Origin of the sequence: Agrococcus sp. UYP10 (assembly GCF_040547205.1) — a bacterium.
Lineage (GTDB): Bacteria > Actinomycetota > Actinomycetes > Actinomycetales > Microbacteriaceae > Agrococcus > Agrococcus jenensis.
In genome coordinates, this window is sequence record NZ_JBEPPG010000001.1 from 1,802,523 (window position 1) to 1,818,791 (window position 16,269).

20 protein-coding genes and 1 tRNA gene are annotated in these 16,269 nt (G+C 73.2%); 14 read left to right on the forward strand and 7 right to left on the reverse strand.

The features are described from left to right. Window positions 1–51: 51 nt before the first annotated feature. Window positions 52–591, reverse strand: a complete 540-nt coding sequence (locus ABIB37_RS08895) for a TetR/AcrR family transcriptional regulator (RefSeq protein WP_354259386.1) — start codon at window positions 589–591, stop codon at window positions 52–54. 94 nt (window positions 592–685) lie between these two features. Between ABIB37_RS08895 and ABIB37_RS08900 the strand changes: the two genes are divergently transcribed. Further along, the gene (locus tag ABIB37_RS08900; RefSeq protein ID WP_354259389.1) at window positions 686–2,209 is read left to right on the forward strand and encodes an MFS transporter; all 1,524 of its coding nucleotides are present in this window, start codon (window positions 686–688) and stop codon (window positions 2,207–2,209) included. Window positions 2,210–2,282: 73 nt separating this feature from the next. Here ABIB37_RS08900 and ABIB37_RS08905 read toward each other — a convergent pair whose 3' ends face one another. Next, window positions 2,283–2,540, reverse strand: coding sequence for a DUF6458 family protein (locus ABIB37_RS08905; protein ID WP_123695954.1), 258 nt, complete (start codon window positions 2,538–2,540; stop codon window positions 2,283–2,285). A 172-nt stretch (window positions 2,541–2,712) separates the two neighbouring features. Here ABIB37_RS08905 and ABIB37_RS08910 point away from each other — a divergent pair, with 172 nt between their 5' ends. The 5 genes from ABIB37_RS08910 to ABIB37_RS08930 all read left to right on the forward strand — a co-directional run bounded on the left by ABIB37_RS08910 (window position 2,713) and on the right by ABIB37_RS08930 (window position 6,973). Continuing rightward, window positions 2,713–3,771, forward strand: a complete 1,059-nt coding sequence (locus ABIB37_RS08910; protein WP_354259392.1) for a 3-isopropylmalate dehydrogenase — start codon at window positions 2,713–2,715, stop codon at window positions 3,769–3,771. After that, window positions 3,768–4,856: a branched-chain amino acid aminotransferase gene (locus tag ABIB37_RS08915; RefSeq protein WP_354259395.1), complete on the forward strand. Its 1,089-nt coding sequence runs from the start codon at window positions 3,768–3,770 to the stop codon at window positions 4,854–4,856. Before ABIB37_RS08910 ends, ABIB37_RS08915 begins: the two co-directional genes overlap by 4 nt. Continuing rightward, on the forward strand, window positions 4,856–5,638 hold the full coding sequence (locus ABIB37_RS08920; protein ID WP_354259398.1) for a fumarylacetoacetate hydrolase family protein: 783 nt from the start codon (window positions 4,856–4,858) through the stop codon (window positions 5,636–5,638). Before ABIB37_RS08915 ends, ABIB37_RS08920 begins: the two co-directional genes overlap by 1 nt. 166 nt (window positions 5,639–5,804) lie before the next feature. After that, window positions 5,805–6,524 (forward strand): DUF937 domain-containing protein, encoded by a 720-nt coding sequence (locus ABIB37_RS08925; protein ID WP_354259401.1) that lies wholly within the window; start codon window positions 5,805–5,807, stop codon window positions 6,522–6,524. A 122-nt stretch (window positions 6,525–6,646) separates the two neighbouring features. Next, complete coding sequence (locus tag ABIB37_RS08930; protein ID WP_354259404.1) at window positions 6,647–6,973, forward strand: helix-turn-helix transcriptional regulator; 327 nt, start codon at window positions 6,647–6,649, stop codon at window positions 6,971–6,973. Here the strand turns inward: ABIB37_RS08930 and ABIB37_RS08935 are convergent. Then, window positions 6,942–7,637 (reverse strand): permease prefix domain 1-containing protein, encoded by a 696-nt coding sequence (locus tag ABIB37_RS08935; protein ID WP_354259407.1) that lies wholly within the window; start codon window positions 7,635–7,637, stop codon window positions 6,942–6,944. The genes ABIB37_RS08930 and ABIB37_RS08935 overlap by 32 nt on opposite strands. 24 nt (window positions 7,638–7,661) lie before the next feature. On the opposite strand from ABIB37_RS08935, the gene gltX reads away from it, so the two are divergent. The 3 genes from gltX to ABIB37_RS08950 are packed head-to-tail and all read left to right on the forward strand — an operon-like array spanning window position 7,662 to window position 10,860. Continuing rightward, complete coding sequence (gltX, locus tag ABIB37_RS08940; RefSeq protein ID WP_502914042.1) at window positions 7,662–9,164, forward strand: glutamate--tRNA ligase; 1,503 nt, start codon at window positions 7,662–7,664, stop codon at window positions 9,162–9,164. Beyond that, the gene (locus tag ABIB37_RS08945) at window positions 9,164–10,075 is read left to right on the forward strand and encodes an NAD(P)/FAD-dependent oxidoreductase (RefSeq protein ID WP_354259412.1); all 912 of its coding nucleotides are present in this window, start codon (window positions 9,164–9,166) and stop codon (window positions 10,073–10,075) included. The genes gltX and ABIB37_RS08945 overlap by 1 nt, the downstream gene beginning before the upstream one ends. Window positions 10,076–10,089: 14 nt before the next feature. Beyond that, entirely contained in the window at window positions 10,090–10,860 is a 771-nt protein-coding gene (locus tag ABIB37_RS08950) for an ABC transporter permease (RefSeq protein ID WP_354259414.1), read from the forward strand. 91 nt (window positions 10,861–10,951) lie between these two features. Here ABIB37_RS08950 and ABIB37_RS08955 read toward each other — a convergent pair whose 3' ends face one another. Next, entirely contained in the window at window positions 10,952–11,506 is a 555-nt protein-coding gene (locus ABIB37_RS08955; protein WP_354259417.1) for a DUF4287 domain-containing protein, read from the reverse strand. Between the two features lie 214 nt (window positions 11,507–11,720). Here ABIB37_RS08955 and ABIB37_RS08960 point away from each other — a divergent pair. The 5 genes from ABIB37_RS08960 (at window position 11,721) to ABIB37_RS08980 (ending at window position 13,489) form a co-directional block, all read left to right on the forward strand. Continuing rightward, window positions 11,721–11,792: transfer RNA gene (locus tag ABIB37_RS08960), tRNA-Gln, on the forward strand. A 144-nt stretch (window positions 11,793–11,936) separates the two neighbouring features. After that, window positions 11,937–12,350, forward strand: a complete 414-nt coding sequence (locus tag ABIB37_RS08965; RefSeq protein ID WP_354259420.1) for a hypothetical protein — start codon at window positions 11,937–11,939, stop codon at window positions 12,348–12,350. A gap of 65 nt (window positions 12,351–12,415) precedes the next feature. Next, entirely contained in the window at window positions 12,416–12,658 is a 243-nt protein-coding gene (locus ABIB37_RS08970; RefSeq protein WP_354259423.1) for a hypothetical protein, read from the forward strand. A 34-nt stretch (window positions 12,659–12,692) separates the two neighbouring features. Beyond that, window positions 12,693–13,091, forward strand: a complete 399-nt coding sequence (locus tag ABIB37_RS08975) for a DUF1304 domain-containing protein (protein ID WP_354259424.1) — start codon at window positions 12,693–12,695, stop codon at window positions 13,089–13,091. Further along, entirely contained in the window at window positions 13,091–13,489 is a 399-nt protein-coding gene (locus ABIB37_RS08980) for a DoxX family protein (protein WP_354259427.1), read from the forward strand. Before ABIB37_RS08975 ends, ABIB37_RS08980 begins: the two co-directional genes overlap by 1 nt. 64 nt (window positions 13,490–13,553) lie before the next feature. Here the strand turns inward: ABIB37_RS08980 and ABIB37_RS08985 are convergent, their stop codons facing one another. The 3 genes from ABIB37_RS08985 to ABIB37_RS08995 all read right to left on the reverse strand — a co-directional run bounded on the left by ABIB37_RS08985 (window position 13,554) and on the right by ABIB37_RS08995 (window position 16,260). Continuing rightward, the gene (locus tag ABIB37_RS08985) at window positions 13,554–14,822 is read right to left on the reverse strand and encodes a YihY/virulence factor BrkB family protein (protein WP_354259429.1); all 1,269 of its coding nucleotides are present in this window, start codon (window positions 14,820–14,822) and stop codon (window positions 13,554–13,556) included. A 78-nt stretch (window positions 14,823–14,900) separates the two neighbouring features. Further along, window positions 14,901–15,440, reverse strand: a complete 540-nt coding sequence (locus ABIB37_RS08990; protein ID WP_354259432.1) for a TetR/AcrR family transcriptional regulator — start codon at window positions 15,438–15,440, stop codon at window positions 14,901–14,903. Next, window positions 15,433–16,260: an alpha/beta fold hydrolase gene (locus tag ABIB37_RS08995; protein WP_354259434.1), complete on the reverse strand. Its 828-nt coding sequence runs from the start codon at window positions 16,258–16,260 to the stop codon at window positions 15,433–15,435. Before ABIB37_RS08995 ends, ABIB37_RS08990 begins: the two co-directional genes overlap by 8 nt. Window positions 16,261–16,269 lie beyond the last annotated feature (9 nt).

Below are 16,269 nucleotides of genomic sequence, written 5' to 3' on the forward strand. Positions count from 1 at the left end.
GATGGCCGCCCCTGGTGTGCCCAGGGTACCGAGCGATGGGGGAGTCGCCGCTCAGGCGCCGAGTCGTCGGGCGACGCGCACGAGCAGCTCGATCTCCTCGCCGGCGCGCGTCGGCTCGACCGCGCCGAGCGCTGAGCGGAAGTAGACGCCATCGGCGAGCAGCACGACGGTCAGCGCGAGCTCCTCGTCGCCGAGCCGCTCGGCGATCGCAGCGACGTACTCGTCGTCGAGCCGCTGCAGGGCCGCGCGCGCGGCCGCGCCGGCGGGGGACTGGGCGATGCGCACGAGCGCGACGGTCGCGCGGTCGAGGCTGCTGTCGGCGGCGACCGAGGTGCGCAGGAAGGTCGCGACGATGTCGTCGGCGCCGCGCAGCGCGTCGACGTCCGCAGCGCCGAGCTCGCGGAAGCGCTCGATGAGCCCCGCCTCGAGCGCGGACTTCGATCCGAAGTGGTAGAGCAGCCCGCCCTTCGAGACCCCGCCGCGCTGCGCGACGGCCTGCACGGTCGCCGCCCGCTCGCCCTCGTCGATGAGGATCGCGACGTAGGCGTCGAGCAGCTGCTCTCGGACGGTGCCGGATGCGTCGCGGGCCATGCGGCGAGCATACCCTTGCCCACAAACCGTCCAGACGGTACAGTAAAGCGGTCGGCGCCCATCCGCGCGCCGGCGAACCGGACGGAGAGCGATCATGGACATCCAGCAGCGGGCGACCGACCGGGCGAGCGAGCAGCGAGCCGGTCGTCGCGAGTGGGCGGCGCTCGTCGTGCTCATGCTCCCGGTGCTGCTGATCGCGATCGACAACACCGTGCTGGGCTTCGCCCTGCCGCAGATCGCGCTCGACCTCGAGCCCACCGCCGCGCAGCAGCTGTGGATCGTCGACGCCTACTCGCTCGTGCTCGCCGGCCTGCTCGTCGCGATGGGCGGCATCGGCGACCGCTTCGGCCGCCGCCGGATGCTGCTCATCGGCGCGACCGGCTTCGCGCTCGTCTCGGTGCTCGCGGCCTTCGCGCCCACGGCCCCCGCGCTCATCGCGGCCCGCGCGGCGCTCGGCTTCTTCGGCGCCATGCTCATGCCGTCGACGCTCTCGCTCATCCGCTCGACGTTCCCGCACCGCGGCGACCGGCGGCTCGCGATCGCCGTCTGGGCGACCGCCTTCTCGGTCGGCAGCGCGCTCGGCCCGACGGTCGGCGGCCTGCTGCTCGAGCACTTCGCGTGGGGCTCGGTGTTCCTCATGGCGGTGCCGGTGCTGCTGCCGCTGCTCGTGCTCGCGCCGCTCCTCGTGCGCGAGAGCCGCGACCCGAACCCGGGCAGGCTCGACCCCATCGGCATCGTGCTGTCGGTCGTCGCCCTCGGGGCCCTGGCCGCCGGCATCAAGCACGTCGCGGTCGACGGGCTCGACCTCATCGCCGTCGGCATGGCGGTGGTGGCGGTCGTGGCCGGCTGGCTGTTCGTGCGGCGGATGCGGTCGTCGGCCGCACCGATGCTCGACATCGACCTGCTGCGCATCCCCGCCTTCTCGGGCGCCATCGCCATCAACCTGCTGAGCGTCATGGCGCTCGTCGGCGCGCTCTTCTTCCTCACGCAGCACCTCCAGCTCGTCGAGGGGCTCTCGACGCTCGACGCCGCGCTGCTGCTCGTGCCCGGCACGATCGCGATGGTCGGCACGGGCCTCGGCGTCGTCGTGCTCGTGCGGCACATGCCCGCGCACCGGGTGGTCGCGCTCGGGCTCGCCAGCTCGACGGCGGGCTATCTCGTGGTGGCCCTGAGCGGCGACGGCCTGTCGCCGCTGCTCGTGGCGGTCGCCTACGGCCTGCTGGGCGCGGGCGTCGGCGCGGCGGAGACCCTGTCGAACGAGATCGTCGTGAGCACGGCGCCGCCGGAGCGCGCGGGCGCGGCGAGCGCGGTCTCCGAGACCGCGTACGAGCTCGGCGCGGTGCTCGGCACGGCCGTGCTCGGCGGCGTCGTGAGCGCCGTCTACCGCTCGTCGCTCGTGATCCCGGAGGGGGTCGGAGCGGCCGACGGCGCCGCAGCCCGCGAGACCCTCGCCGGCGCGCTCGACGTGGCCGACCGCCTCCCCGTGCCCCTCGGCGACGCGCTCGCGCAGGCTGCGATGACGGCCTTCGACGACGGCGCGCTCGCGACGGCCCTCACCGGCGCCGCGCTCATGGCGATCGCGATCGTGGTCGCGCTGCGCACGCTGCGGAAGGCCTGACCGGGAGCGCCAGATGAGAGAGGAGGGGTGCCGCCTCACGGCAGCACCCCTCCTCTCGTGCGTCAGATGATGGTCAGATGACGTCGTCGCGGCGCTCGGTGCGCTCGACGCGCGTGCCGGAGGCGGGGTCGACGCTCGAGCGCGAGACCTGCGACGTCCGCCCCGAGCGGGCGGCCATGATGATGCCGATGAGGGTGACGAGCGCGCCGGCGCCCAGCAGGATGTAGCCGATCAGGGCCCAGTTGGCGCCTTCGACCTGCCACAGGGCGGGGACCGCCCAGGCGATGATCGCGCCGACGGCCATGAGGAAGATGCCGAAGCCGATGCTCAAGGTGCTCTCCGTTCGTTGCGGACGCCAGGGACCAGGCGGCCTGTGGGGCGAATGTACTGCGCCCAGGCTGGGACGCGGGTGCGAACATCGGCGCGGCTAGGCTGGAGCGCGCGGCCCGCGCGGATGCGGCGCTGCCGGTCGACGCGCACACGGTGCGCCCCAGGGAGGAAGAGTGCAGCAGCTGCGCCTCGCGGTCATCGCAGGAGACGGCATCGGCCCCGAGGTCACCCTCGAGGCCAGGCGGGCCATGCGCGCCGCCCTCGACGGGGTCGAGCTGGTCGAGACCGAGTACGAGCTCGGCGCCGCCCATTACCTCGAGACCGGCGAGATCCTCGACGACGCGACGCTCGAGCGGCTCCGGCACCACGACGCGATCCTGCTGGGCGCGGTCGGCGGCGACCCCGCGGATGCTCGCCTCGCCGGCGGCATCATCGAGCGCGGCCTGCTGCTGCGGCTGCGCTTCGCCTTCGACCACCACGTCAACCTGCGCCCCACCCGCCTGCACCCGAAGGTCGCGAGCCCGCTCCGCGACCCGGGCGACATCGACTTCGTGGTCGTGCGCGAGGGCACCGAGGGCCCCTACGTCGGCAACGGCGGATCGCTGCGCACCGGCACGCCGCACGAGATCGCGAACGAGACGAGCGTGAACACCGCGTTCGGCGTGGAGCGCGTGGTGCGCTTCGCGTTCGAGCTCGCCGAGCAGCGCGACCGCCGGCTCACACTCGTGCACAAGAAGAACGTGCTCGTGCACGCCGGCGGGCTGTGGCAGCGCATCGTCGACGCCGTCGCGGCCGAGCACCCGGATGTCGCGGTCGACTACCTGCACGTCGACGCGGCGACGATCTTCCTCGTCGACCGGCCGAGCCGCTTCGACGTGATCGTCACCGACAACCTGTTCGGCGACATCCTCACCGACCTCGCCGGCGCCGTCGGCGGCGGCATCGGCATGGCCGCATCCGGCAACCTCAACCCCTCGGGCGAGTTCCCGAGCATGTTCGAGCCCGTGCACGGCTCCGCGCCCGACATCGCCGGTCGCGCGATCGCCGACCCGACGGCCGCGATCCTCTCGGCGGCGCTGCTGCTCGAGCACTCCGGCCACCCCGACGCCGGCCGGCGCATCCGCGACGCGGTCGACGCCGACGTCGACGCCCGCGGCGGCGCGAGCCGCGCAACCCATGAGGTCGGCGACGCCATCGTCGACCGCATCCGCACCTCGAAGGAGCAGGCATGACACTCGAGTTCACCCTCACGCGGAACGCGGAGCCGGTCGCCGATGACGTCCGCGCCGGCGTGCTCGCCGAGCCGGGCTTCGGCAAGCACTTCACCGACCACATGGTGTCGATCGACTGGACCGCCGACGGCGGCTGGCACGACGCCCGCATCGAGCCCTACGGGCCGCTGCTCATGGACCCCGCCTCGGCTGTGCTGCACTACGGCCAGGAGATCTTCGAGGGCATGAAGGCCTACCGTCGCGACGACGGCTCGGTCTGGACGTTCCGCCCGGACCAGAACGCGCAGCGCCTGCAGCGCTCGGCCGCGCGGCTCGCGCTGCCGCAGCTGCCCGAGGAGCTCTTCCTCGAGGCCATCCGCCGGCTCGTCGAGGTCGACGAGGCGTGGGTGCCCGACGGCGGCGAGGACTCGCTCTACCTCCGGCCGTTCATGATCGCCAACGAGGTCTTCCTCGGCGTGCGGGCGGCGCAGACGGTGCGGTTCATGGTCATCGCGAGCCCCGCGGGCCCCTACTTCGCCGGCGGCGTGAAGCCCGTCTCCATCTGGCTCTCGCGCGAGTACAACCGCGCCGGCAAGGGCGGCACGGGCGCTGCCAAGTGCGGCGGCAACTACGCCGCGAGCCTCCTGCCGACGCAGCTCGCGGTCGCGAACGGGTGCGCGCAGGTGCTCTTCCTCAACGAGGAGGGCACCGACCTCGAGGAGCTCGGCGGCATGAACGTCGTGCTCGTGCAGGCCGACGGCACGCTCATCACGCCCGACTCCGACACGATCCTCGACGGCGTCACGCGCAACTCGCTGCTGCAGCTCGCGGCGGATGCCGGCCACGCGGTCGAGCGCCGTCCCGTCACGCTCGCCGAGTGGCGCGACGGCGTCGCCGACGGCACGATCACCGAGGCGTTCGCGTGCGGCACGGCCGCGGTGCTCACGCCGATCGCGGCGCTCCGCAGCCCCGACGAGACGATCGGCGACCCGGACGCGCCCGCGGGCCCGGTCGCCCTCGCGCTCCGCAAGGCGCTCACCGACATCCAGTACGGCCGCGCGGAGGACCCGCACGGCTGGATGGTCCAGCTGACGGGCGCCCGCTGATGCGGGTCGCGCGCTTCGCTCACGGCGAGCGGATCGGCTACGGCGTCGTCGACGAGGACGCCCTGGTCGTGCTCACCGGCGACCCGATCGTCGCCGGCTTCGACACGACGGGGGAGCGTATCCCGCTCGGCGAGGCACGGCTGCTCGCCCCCGTCATCCCGCGCTCGAAGGTCGTCGCGGTGGGCCGCAACTACGCGAAGCACGCCGCGGAGCTCGGCAACGAGGTGCCCACCGAGCCGCTCGTCTTCCTGAAGCCGAACACGTCGGTGATCGGCCCGGGCGACGCGATCGTCATGCCGCCGGAGTCGCAGGACGTGCACTTCGAGGGCGAGATCGCGATCGTCATCGGCCGCGTCGCGCGCCGCCTGACGAAGGCGAACGCCCTGCACGCGGTCTTCGGCGTCACGGTCGCCAACGACGTCACGGCGCGCGACCTGCAGCGGCGCGAGCAGCAGTGGGCGCGTGCGAAGGGCTTCGACACGTTCTGCCCGCTCGGCCCGGCGATCGAGACGGAGCCCGACTGGAACGACCTGCGGCTCATCACCCGGGTCGACGGCGAGGTGCGGCAGGACGGCGTCTCGAGCGACTGGATCTTCGACGCGCCGACGGTGCTCGAGTGGATCACCGCGGCCATGACCCTGCTGCCCGGTGACGTCGTGCTCATGGGCACGCCCGAGGGCGTCGGGCCGCTCGCGGCCGGCCAGACGGTCGAGGTCGAGGTGCCGGGCGTCGGCACGCTGCGCAACCCGGTCGTCGCGCAGACGGTCGCGACCGCCGCCTAGCCCTCCCCACCGCCGAACTTCCCGAAACTCCGAGTTTCCGCCGCGGAAACGCGCGGTTCGGGGAAGTTCGGCGTTCGGGGGTCGGGGTCGGGGTCGGGTCCCAGGCTGGGTGCCTAGCATCGGTCGCGCGGGCGGCGTCGGCCGCCCCGGGACTCGAGGAGGAGCCATGTCGGAGATCCAGCAGCTGCTCGGCCGCATGCCGATCCAGCAGATCGCGCAGCAGGCCGGCGTCGGCGAGGACGAGGCGCGGCAGGCGATCGAGGCCATCGTGCCCGCGCTCGTCGGCGGGATGCAGGCGAACGCCCACGACCCCGCGGGCGCGCGGTCGCTCGCCGGTGCGCTCGGCGCGCACGCCGGGCACCTCGATGAGCGGCTCGCCGGCAGCGTCGACACCGCCGACGGCGAGAAGATCGTGCGGAACGTCTTCGGCGACAACGCCGACCAGATCGCCAGGGCCGCAGGCGGCGGGTCTGCGCTAGGGGGCATCATCCAGAAGGTGCTGCCGATCGTCGCACCGATGGTGCTCGCCTGGATCGCGAACCGCTTCTTCGGCCGAGACGGTCAGTCGCAGCGCGGGCAAGCGCAGCAGCAGTCCGCGCCGGCCGAGCAGCAGGGCGGCGCCTTCGACTCGCCGTTCGGCAAGGGATCCGCGGGCGCGGAGCAGCCCGTGCGGGTGCCGCAGGGCCAGCCGCAGGGTCAGCCCTCCGGTCAGCCGCAGGGCCAGGCGCAGCAGCAGGACGGCTTCGGCCTCGACGACCTGCTGGGCGGGATCCTCGGCGGCGGATCGTCGACGCAGCAGGGCGGCCAGCAGGGCAGCGGCCCGCTCGGCCCGCTCGGCCCGCTCGGCGACATCCTCGGCGGGCTCCTCGGCGGCGGCCGGCGCTGACGCCTGCTGCCGAGCTTCCCCGAACCGCGGCTTTCCGGTCGCGAACCCCGCAGTTCTGGGAAGCTCGGCGCACGGGGTGGAGCCTGCCTGCATATGCAGGCTGGCTCCCGTAGAGTGACCGCATGGCTTCTCCCGATGCGCTCCGCGGCCACGTCGACGCGATGCTGCTCAGCGTGCTCGCCGAAGGACCGGTGCACGGCTACGGCGCGATCGAGCGCATCCGGCACCGCTCGGACGGCGCGCTCGACTTCCCGAGCGGCACCGTCTACCCGGCGCTCAAGCGGCTCGAGCGCCGGGGCCTCATCGAGGGGGAGTGGGCGTCCGAGGGTCGCTCGAAGCGCGTCTACCGGCTGACGACCGCGGGCACCGCCGCGCTCGCGACGGAGCGCGACGACTGGGCGGCGACCTCGACGATCATCACGCGCGTGCTCGGGCAGGCGCAGGCGTAGCTGCCCCGAGCCGCACCGCGGCGAAGCGCACGAGCAGCACGCCTGCGCCCGCACCGACGGCAGTGCCGAGCACGACCGTGAGCGCGACGAGCGCAGCGGCGATCGCGGCACCCGCGGGCGGCACCGGCAGGGCGACGGCGAGCGCGATCGCGCCGCCGACGAGCACGACCGCCAGCACGAGCTGCAGGCCGGCGACCGCGACGAGCGCGGGCATCGAGCCGGCGCGGCGGATCGCGACCGCGCCCACGGTCGCGGCGATCGCGACGAGCGGCGCCACGACGTCGAGCGCGCGCGAGACGGGCAGCATCCACGCCACGTCGAGCGGCACGCGGAAGCCGGGCAGCGCGGCGATCGCCGTCATGCCCACGACCCACGCGACGACGAGCACGGCGACGATGCCCGCGGAGGCGGGGGAGTAGCGGCGGCCCACGTCGGCGAGCAGCTCGCGCGAGAGCTCGGCGGCGATCGGCGCCGGATCGCCGAACTCCGCGACGACGGCGGATGCGGCGGACCCCTCCGGCACGCCGGCCGCGGTGCGCGCAGCGACGGCCTCCCGCAGATCGCCCTCGATCTCGCGCACGACGTCGCGACGACGGCGGCCGGAGGCGACGACGGCGCGCTCGAGCGATCCGACCAGGTCGGCGATGGGATCGGCGGCGGGCATCGCGTCGATCCTCCCACGCCTAGGATGGGGACCATCATGAGCGTCCCCTTCTCGACCGCCACGGGCGGCGACGTCGTCGTCCGCTTCTGCCCCTCGCCCACGGGCACGCCGCACGTCGGCCTGATCCGCACGGCGCTGTTCAACTGGGCGTACGCGCGGCACCACGGCGGCAAGCTCGTCTTCCGCATCGAGGACACCGACACGGCGCGCGACAGCCAGGAGTCGTACGACCAGCTGCTCGAGGCGATGCGCTGGCTCGGCATCGACTGGGACGAGGGCGTCGAGACCGGCGGCCCGCACGAGCCGTACCGCCAGTCGCAGCGCGGCGAGATCTACGCCGAGCTCATCGAGCGGCTGCGCGAGGCCGGCCACCTCTACGAGTCGTTCGCGACCGCCGAGGAGATCGAGGCGCGCAACCGCGAGCAGGGCCGCGACCCCCGCCAGGGCTACGACAACTTCGAGCGCGACCTGACCGAGGCGCAGCGCGAGGCGCTCCGCGCGGAGGGCCGCCAGCCGAGCCTGCGCCTGCGGGTGCCCGACGAGGACCTCTCGTTCGACGACCTCGTGCGCGGCGAGATCACGTTCCCGGCAGGCTCGTTCTCCGACTTCGTGGTCGTGCGCCCGAACGGCGCGCCGCTCTACACGTTCGTGAACCCGGTCGACGACGCGCTCATGGGCGTCACGCACGTGCTGCGCGGCGAGGACCTGCTCTCGTCGACGCCGCGTCAGATCGCGCTCTACCGCGCGCTCGCCGACATCGGCGTCGCGACGGCGATCCCGCGCTTCGGCCACCTGCCCTACGTGATGGGAGACGGCAACCGCAAGCTCTCGAAGCGCGACCCGCAGTCGAACCTGTTCCTGCTGCGCGAGGCCGGCTTCATCCCCGAGGGCCTCCTCAACTACCTGTCGCTGCTCGGCTGGTCGATCGCGCCCGACCGCGACGTCTTCTCGCGCGACGAGCTGATCGCCGCCTTCGACGTGGCGAACGTCAACCCGAACCCGTCGCGCTTCGACCCCAAGAAGGCGGAGTCGATCAACGGCGACCACGTGCGCCGGCTGCCGGCCGACGAGTTCGCCGCGCGCCTCGAGCCCTACCTGGGCCGGGTCTTCGGCGGCCCGCCGAGCGACGAGGAGCGGGCGCTCCTCGTCAAGGCGGCCCCGCTCGTGCAGGAGCGCATGCAGCTGCTCGGCCAGGCCGAGGACATGCTGGGCTTCCTCTTCCTCGACACCGAGGACATCCACCACGACGCGGATGCGGTGGCGGGCCTCAGCGACGACGCGCATGCCGCGCTCGAGGCGTCGCGCCGCGCGCTGGACGAGCTCGAGACGTTCGACACCGCGAGCATCGAGCAGGTGCTGCGCGAGGTGCTCGTCGAGGGGCTCGGCATCAAGCCGCGCTTCGCGTTCACGCCGCTGCGCGTGGCCGTGACGGGCCGCCGGATCTCGCCGCCGCTGTTCGAGTCGATGGAGCTGCTCGGCCGCGAGGCTGTGCTCGCGCGCATCGAGCGGCTGGCCGCGAGCGTCTGATGGACGTCGACGTCGTCGTCATCGGCGCCGGACCCGCTGGCCTCGCCGCATCGCTCAACCTCGCGCGCCAGCAGCGCACGGTCGCGCTCGTCGACTCGAACCGCCCGCGGCACGCGGCGACGCTGCAGTCGCACGGCTTCATCACGCGCGACGGCATCTCGCCGCTCGAGATGCGCTCGCTCGGCCGCGAGGAGGTGCTGCGCTACCCGACGGTGACGCACGAGCGCACCCTCGTGCGGCAGATCGTCGCCGTCGACGACGGCTTCGCCGTGCAGGCCGAGCAGCCCGGCTCCCGCGCCGAGAGCGAGACGCGCGCCCCGGCGGTGCTCATCGCGACTGGGCTCTCCGAGACGCTGCCCGCCTCGAAGCACGTGCGCCCCTGGTACGGCACGAGCCTGCACTCCTGCATGGACTGCGACGGCTACGACAAGCGCGGCCAGGCGCTCGCGCTCATCGGCGAGACGCCCGACCTCGTCGAGCGCGCCATGGTCATCCGCCGCCACACCGACGACCTCGCCGTCTTCACGAACGGGTCGGATGCGGTCGACGACGCCGGCGCGACCCGGCTCGCCGAGCACGGGGTGACGCTCGTGCGCACGCCGATCGCCGCGATCGAGGGCGACCGGACCGGCATGCAGGCGATCGTCCTGGACGGCGGGGAGCGCAGCATCCGCACCGGCGGCTTCGTGCGCCCGTGGTGGCACCCGCAGCTCGAGTTCGCCGAGTCGCTCGGCCTCGAGCGCGACGACGACGGGCTCGTGGTCGTCGATCGGTCGCAGCGCGCCTCCGTCGAGGGCATCTACGCCGCCGGCGACATCACGCCCGGCTACCGGCAGCTCGCGGTCGCCGCGGGCGCGGGCACGATCGCCGCCTCGGTCATCAACCGCGACCTCATCGCCCGCGAGCGCTGACGCGGGCGGCGGCGGTGGACCTCGGCGCGCTCGACCTCGCATCCTGGCTGCGCACGGGGGTCGCCCTGGTGCTCCTCGCTGCCATCGCCTATGTCGGGCAGCGCGTGTTCCGCGTCGAGGCGCCGCGCGAGGCCGTCGTCGCGATCCTGCGCGCCATCGTGCAGCTCGCCCTGCTCAGCATCGTCCTGACCGGGATCATCCAAGACGTGCGCTGGGTCGCGCTCGGGCTCGTGGGGATGCTCGTCGCGGCGATCGTCACAGCAGCGCGCCGCAGCGGCGGGAGGGCTGCCGAGGTCATGCTGCTCGCCACGGCGATCACCGCTGGCCCGCTCGTCGTGATGCTCGTGGTCTTCGGCACGGCCGCGATCGAGCTCACGCCGCAGTACCTGCTCGCGGTCGGCGGCATCGTCATCGGCAATGCGATGACGATGGGCATCCTCGTGCAGCGGGTGCTGCATGCCTCGATCCGCGATCACTGGTCCGAGGTGGAGGGCTGGCTCGCGCTCGGCGCGACACCGCGGCGCTCGATCGCGCCGCTCGCGCGTGAGGCGGTGCGCACCGCGCTGCTGCCCATCATCGACACGACGCGGACGACGGGCATCGTCGTGCTGCCCGGAGCGTTCGTCGGTGCGGTGTTCGCCGGACTCTCGCCCATCGAGGCCGGCAGGTTCCAGCTCATCGTGCTGGCCGGCATCGTCGCGGCAGGCGTCGTCACCGGCTCGATCCTCGCCTTCACGGCGCACCGCACGGCCGCAGTGGCCCGGCCCCACGCCCTCGTCGAGTAGCACGGCGGCGCCAGCCGCCGCGCCCCCACATGCTCGTCGAGGAGCACGGCGGCGCCAGCCGCCGCGCGTATCGAGACGAACCAGCCCCGCCTCACGCCAGCGCGTACGCCGCCCCCAGCCATCCCAGCAGCTCGTCGTCGACCTCGTCGACCGACCCGAGGTCCACCCGGTGCGTGCACATGCCGCCCGCGATCTGCAGCCGCCCGCTCGCGGGCGCATCCGCCAGGTTCAGCCCGACCCGCACGCGCTTCGCGCTCGCCGCCTCCACGACCGCGAACTGCTTGTGCCGCCGCAGGGAGACGCTCGTCTTCTTCGGCGCGACCTCGACGTCGTCACCGAGCGCCGTCGCCGCCGCGACGAGCCGATCCAGGATGGGCCGCAGCGCCGCCTTGCCACCCGCGTACTGCGCGTCGACCAGGTCATCGGCCGTCATCGGCCCGGCCTCCCGCGCGCGGTGGCGCAGCGCGACGAGGTTCGCGAAGCCGTGGCTCATGCCGTGCTCGCCCTTCAGCAGCGCCATGATCTCGCCGTGCTTCGTGGGGGAGGGGCTCGCGCTGTCGAGCACCGCGAACCACTCGTCCAGGCTCCTGCCGGTCTTCGCGGGCATGTTGTCGATCATCGTCTGCGTCGCGGCATCCACGTCCATGTGCGTGACGCTACCGCCGCGCCGCGGCGCGTGGTCGCACGAGATCGACGGGGTGCGACGGCGGTCTCCGGTACCGATCTGCGGGTCGCGCGGGCGCGCATCCGCAGATCGGTACCGGAGCCGCCGACACCCCTCGACGGCGGCCACGATTGGCGCGCTGGCGCGGGAGCCGCTATGCTCGACTCTTGGCTCGCTCGCTCCGGTGCGCGACCATTGGGGTATGGTGTAATTGGCAACACGGAGGTTTCTGGTACCTTTGTTCTTGGTTCGAGTCCAGGTACCCCAGCACTGAACTACCGAAGAAGTCCCCGCGACGCGGGGGCTTTCGTCGTCTCACGGGTCTTTCGTCGTTGGGGTTCGACACGCCTCTCGACATGTCGCGCGCGTCGCGGCATCGTGGTCTGTCCCCCAAGAGGTCGAGGAGGACACCATGGCGGACGAGCAGGACACCACGAGCGGCGCGGGCCCGGACGGCGGGCACATCCGCACCGGGCCAGAAGCTTCGGACTCGCTGCAGTACTCGCAGGAGGTCACGTCGCCCGACGACGAGCCGGAGCGCGACGGCCGCAGCCTCGCGACCACGAGCCACGACGTGATCCGCGCGTGGGCGGAGGCTCGCGACGCGACGCCGGCGACGGTCGACGGCACCGAGCACGACGGGCACCTCGGCGTGCTGCGGTTCGACTTCGGCGGCGACTCCGACCGGCTGCGCCACGTGGAGTGGGAGGAGTGGTTCGAGACGTTCGACGAGCGGCGACTCAACTTCATCTACCAGGAGACCCGCTCCGACGGCTCGGAGTCGAACTTCTTCCGGCTCGACAACCCGGAGCGCGAGGACGGCTGACCCGCTCGCCGGTCCCTCGGCGCAGAGACCGCGCCGTGGCATGATGCCCAGAGCGAGACGGGAGCATGACCATGGGCACGTTCTTCGACAGCACCTGGTGGCTGGTGCCGCTCGGCCTCATGGTGCTCTGGGCGGCGACCTGCATCTGGGCGGTCGGGAAGCTCCTCCGCATGGACGTCGCGCTCGTCACGAAGGTCGTCTGGGCGATCGCGATCCTCGCGTTCCCGATCGCCGGCCTCATCGCGTTCCTGCTGCTCGCGGACCGCACGCCGCAGATGGAGCGCGAGCTGGGCATCCGTCGCTACTGATCTCGCGGCGCTCGCGCGCCCTAGACTGCGGCGCATGGACCTCGCCGTCATCGCCTGCATCGCCGCCGCGCTCGCCGCGGCCGTCCACGGCTACATCTTCGTGCTCGAGACGCTGCGGTGGGAGGAGCCGGGCACGCGACGCGTCTTCGGCACGAGCGAGCAGCAGGCTGCGCAGTCGAAGCAGCTCGCCGCCAACCAGGGCGTCTACAACCTGCTGCTCGGCGTGGCCGCGCTCGCGGGCGTCGTCATCATCGTCGCCGGAGCGCGCGGCGCCGGACTCGCGGTGCTGCTCACTGCGACCGGCATCATGCTCGCCGCCGCGCTCTACCTCGTGATGTCCGACCGCACGAAGGCCCGCGCCGCGGTGGTGCAGGGGTTCTTCCCGGCGATCGCCGTGATCACGGGGCTCGTCGCGCTCGGGCAGGCCGCCTGATGGCGCTGCGCGGTGCCGCCCGGCTCGTGCTCGGCGGCGCGCTCGTCTTCGCCGGCGTCAGCCACCTCACCTTCGCCCGCCGCGACTTCCGGGCACAGGTGCCCGAGACGGTCGTGGAGCTCGCGCCGCTCGACGAGGACGGCATCGTGCTCGCCTCGGGCGTCGTGGAGATCGCGCTCGGCACCGCGATCGCGCTCGCGCCCGCCGGCATCCGCCCGCACGTGGGGAAGGTGGCCGCTGCGTTCTTCGGCGCCGTCTTCCCCGGCAACATCGCGCAGTGGCTGCACCATCGCGACGCGTTCGGCCTCGACACCGACGAGCGCCGCTTCGGCCGACTCTTCTTCCAGCCCGTGCTGATCGCGTGGGCGCTGTGGTCGACGCGGTCGCCGAGCCGCTGACCTCCGCACACGACGAGAGAAGGACCCGACCGCGGATGGAATCGGGTCCGTGCGGCGGCGAGCCTCAGTCGCGGTCGCGCCGCGGGAAGATGCCGAGGAATCGGCGGGACGACGACCGGCGGCGCTCCGGCTCCCGAGCCGCAGCCCTCGTGCGCGGGCGCTCGTCCGACCGCTGCCCCTGGCGTGAGCCGCGGTCGTCGCGAGAGTCGTCGCCGGAGTCGTTGCCGAGCTCGCCCGTGCCGTCCTCGTGCTGCTCGCGGATCTCGCGGCCCTCGGCCTCGAGCTTGTCGCGCGCCTCCGCCTGCTTCTCGACCTTCTTCGTGCCGCGCGGCGGCAGCTGGATCGCCGACTCGGCCTCGATGCCCGCCTGCAGCTCTCGAGCGCGCTCGACCTCGGCGTCGACCTCGGCGCCGAGCAGCAGCACGATGTTGAAGATCCAGAGCGCGAATAGCAGCGCCATCACGGTGCCGATCGCGCCGTACGAGCTGTAGCCCGAGCCGAACGTGAAGTAGAGCCCCAGGGCCACGGATGCGATCGCGATGCCGATGATGGCGACGATCGAGCCGATGCTGACCCACGTGAACTTCGGCTGCTGCAGGTTCGGCGCCAGGTAGTAGAGCAGCGCGATCATCGCGATGACGAGGGCGAGGATCACGGGCCACTTCACCCACGCCCAGATCGGCAGGAAGGTCTGCGTCATGAAGGCGAGGAAGCCGCTGAGGCCGAGCGGTTCGGCGATCGGCCCGAGCACACCGGTCACGAGCGCGTCGTTGATGGCGAGCGACACGAGGATGACGACGACGCCCACGAGCAGCGCGACCGTGATGAGCAGCATCGTCGCGGTCTGCTTGATGAAGCCGCGGCCCTCCTCGATGCCGTAGATGATGTTCATGCAGCGCGAGAACGACTTGACGTAGGCGGATGCCGACCACACAGCCGTCGCGATGCCGATGATGAGGGCGATGACGCCGCCGGCCGCCGAGTCCGTCATCGTCTCGACGAGGTTGACGACGAGATCCTGGAAGTCCTCGGGCACCTGCCGCACGGCCTCGTCGAGGATGCCGGTCACGGTCGACGCGTTGTTGGCCAGCACGAGCGAGATGATCGAGAAGACCGCGAGCAGGCCCGGCGCGAGCGAGAGCACCATGTAGTACGTCAGCATCGCGGCGAGGTCCGTGCCGCCGTCGCTGCCGAACTCCTTCAGCGCGCGCTTGAGCGCGTACTTCCAGCTCGAGCCCTCGAGCTTCTGCGGGGCGTCGGGCTTCTCGTCGTGGTCGGGGGCCGGCGCGTCCGCTGCGTCGAGCGTGGCGTCGATGGGGTCTCTGCTCGACACGGTGTGTCCTCTCGCCGGGTTCCTGTGATGGCGCAGAACTGTACCCCAGTCACCTGCGCGGTGTACCCCGGGAACGGATCAGTCGCCGACGACCCGGTCGACGAGCCGGTCGAAGGATGCGTCGACCTCGGCGGGCAGGCCGAAGCCGCCCGCGGCCTCGAGGGTGGCGAAGCCGTGCGCGACCGCGCGGAGGCCCCGCAGCGCGTGCACCGCATCATCGCCGTCGAGGTGGTCGACCGCCCGCTCGGCGATCGCCATGACGCGCGCGCCGGCCGCTTCGAGCGCCGGATGCCCGACGGGCCGGGCGGGGAGCGCGCGGTAGCGGGCCGGGTGCCGCACCGCGAACGAGCGGTACGCGTGCAGGAACGCCCGTGCGGCATCCGCCCCGGTCGACTCACCGACGGCCTCGCCGATCGCGGCGCCCAGGTCGTCGGTGATGCGCGCGCCGACGAGCGCCTCGAGCTCGGGCAGCCCCGCGACGTGCTTGTAGAGCGACGGCGGCTTCACGCCCGCGCGCGCGGCGACCGCGCCGAGCGAGAGCGGCGCGCCGCCGGTGTCGTCGAGCTCCGCGAGCGCGAGGTCGACGAGGAGGGCGGGGCTGAGCCCCGCCCTAGGCACGGGCCACCGGCCACCCGACGCGGCGCGCGAGCGCGAGCACGGCCGCCGCCGTCTCCGCGGGGCGCTCGGCGTGCGGGTAGTGCCCCGCGCCCTCGATCATCGTGACCTCGCCGCGCGTGGCGTCGGCGTACACCTGCGCCTCGGCTGCGGGATCCGGGAAGTCGGGATCGGCGCTGCCCATCACGACCGCGACCGGTGCGGTCTGGCTGCCGCGCGCGTCGATCGCGTCCTTCGTGGCGCCGGTGCCCATGGCGACGAGCGCGTCGGTGCCGTGCGGGCGGCGGAGCGCGGCCACGATGCGGCGGCGGTGCGCGCCGAGGTCGGCGGGCGGCGCCTTGTGCAGCGAGCGGTAGAACAGCGACCAGAGCAGGGGGGAGTGGGTCACGAGCGACGTCACCGCGCGCATGAGCGCCGACACCCGGGGGGTCGTCGCCCACGGCGCGATCGCCACCGCCCCGACGGTCGACCCCGGTGCCAGCTGCGTCGCGAGCAGCGCGCTGTCCGGCGTGAAGGAGTGCCCGACGACGATCGCGGGGCCGCCGAGCCGCTCGACGAGGGCGGCGGCGGCGCGAGCGATCTGCGCCTGCCCGACGGGCGTCGGCGAGATGCCCGAGTCGCCGTGGCCGGGCAGGTCGAGCGTCGCGACGCGGAAGCCCTCCGCGACGAGCAGGGGCACGAGGTGCCGGTAGGCGCTGCGCAGGTCGCCCATGCCGGGCAGGAGGACGATGAGCGGGGCGTCGACGGTGCCCGCGGGCACGGCGAGGTCGTAGGCGAGCGCGACGCCGTCGAGGTCGAGCGAGGCGGATGCGGTGGTGCTCATGCGCTCAGG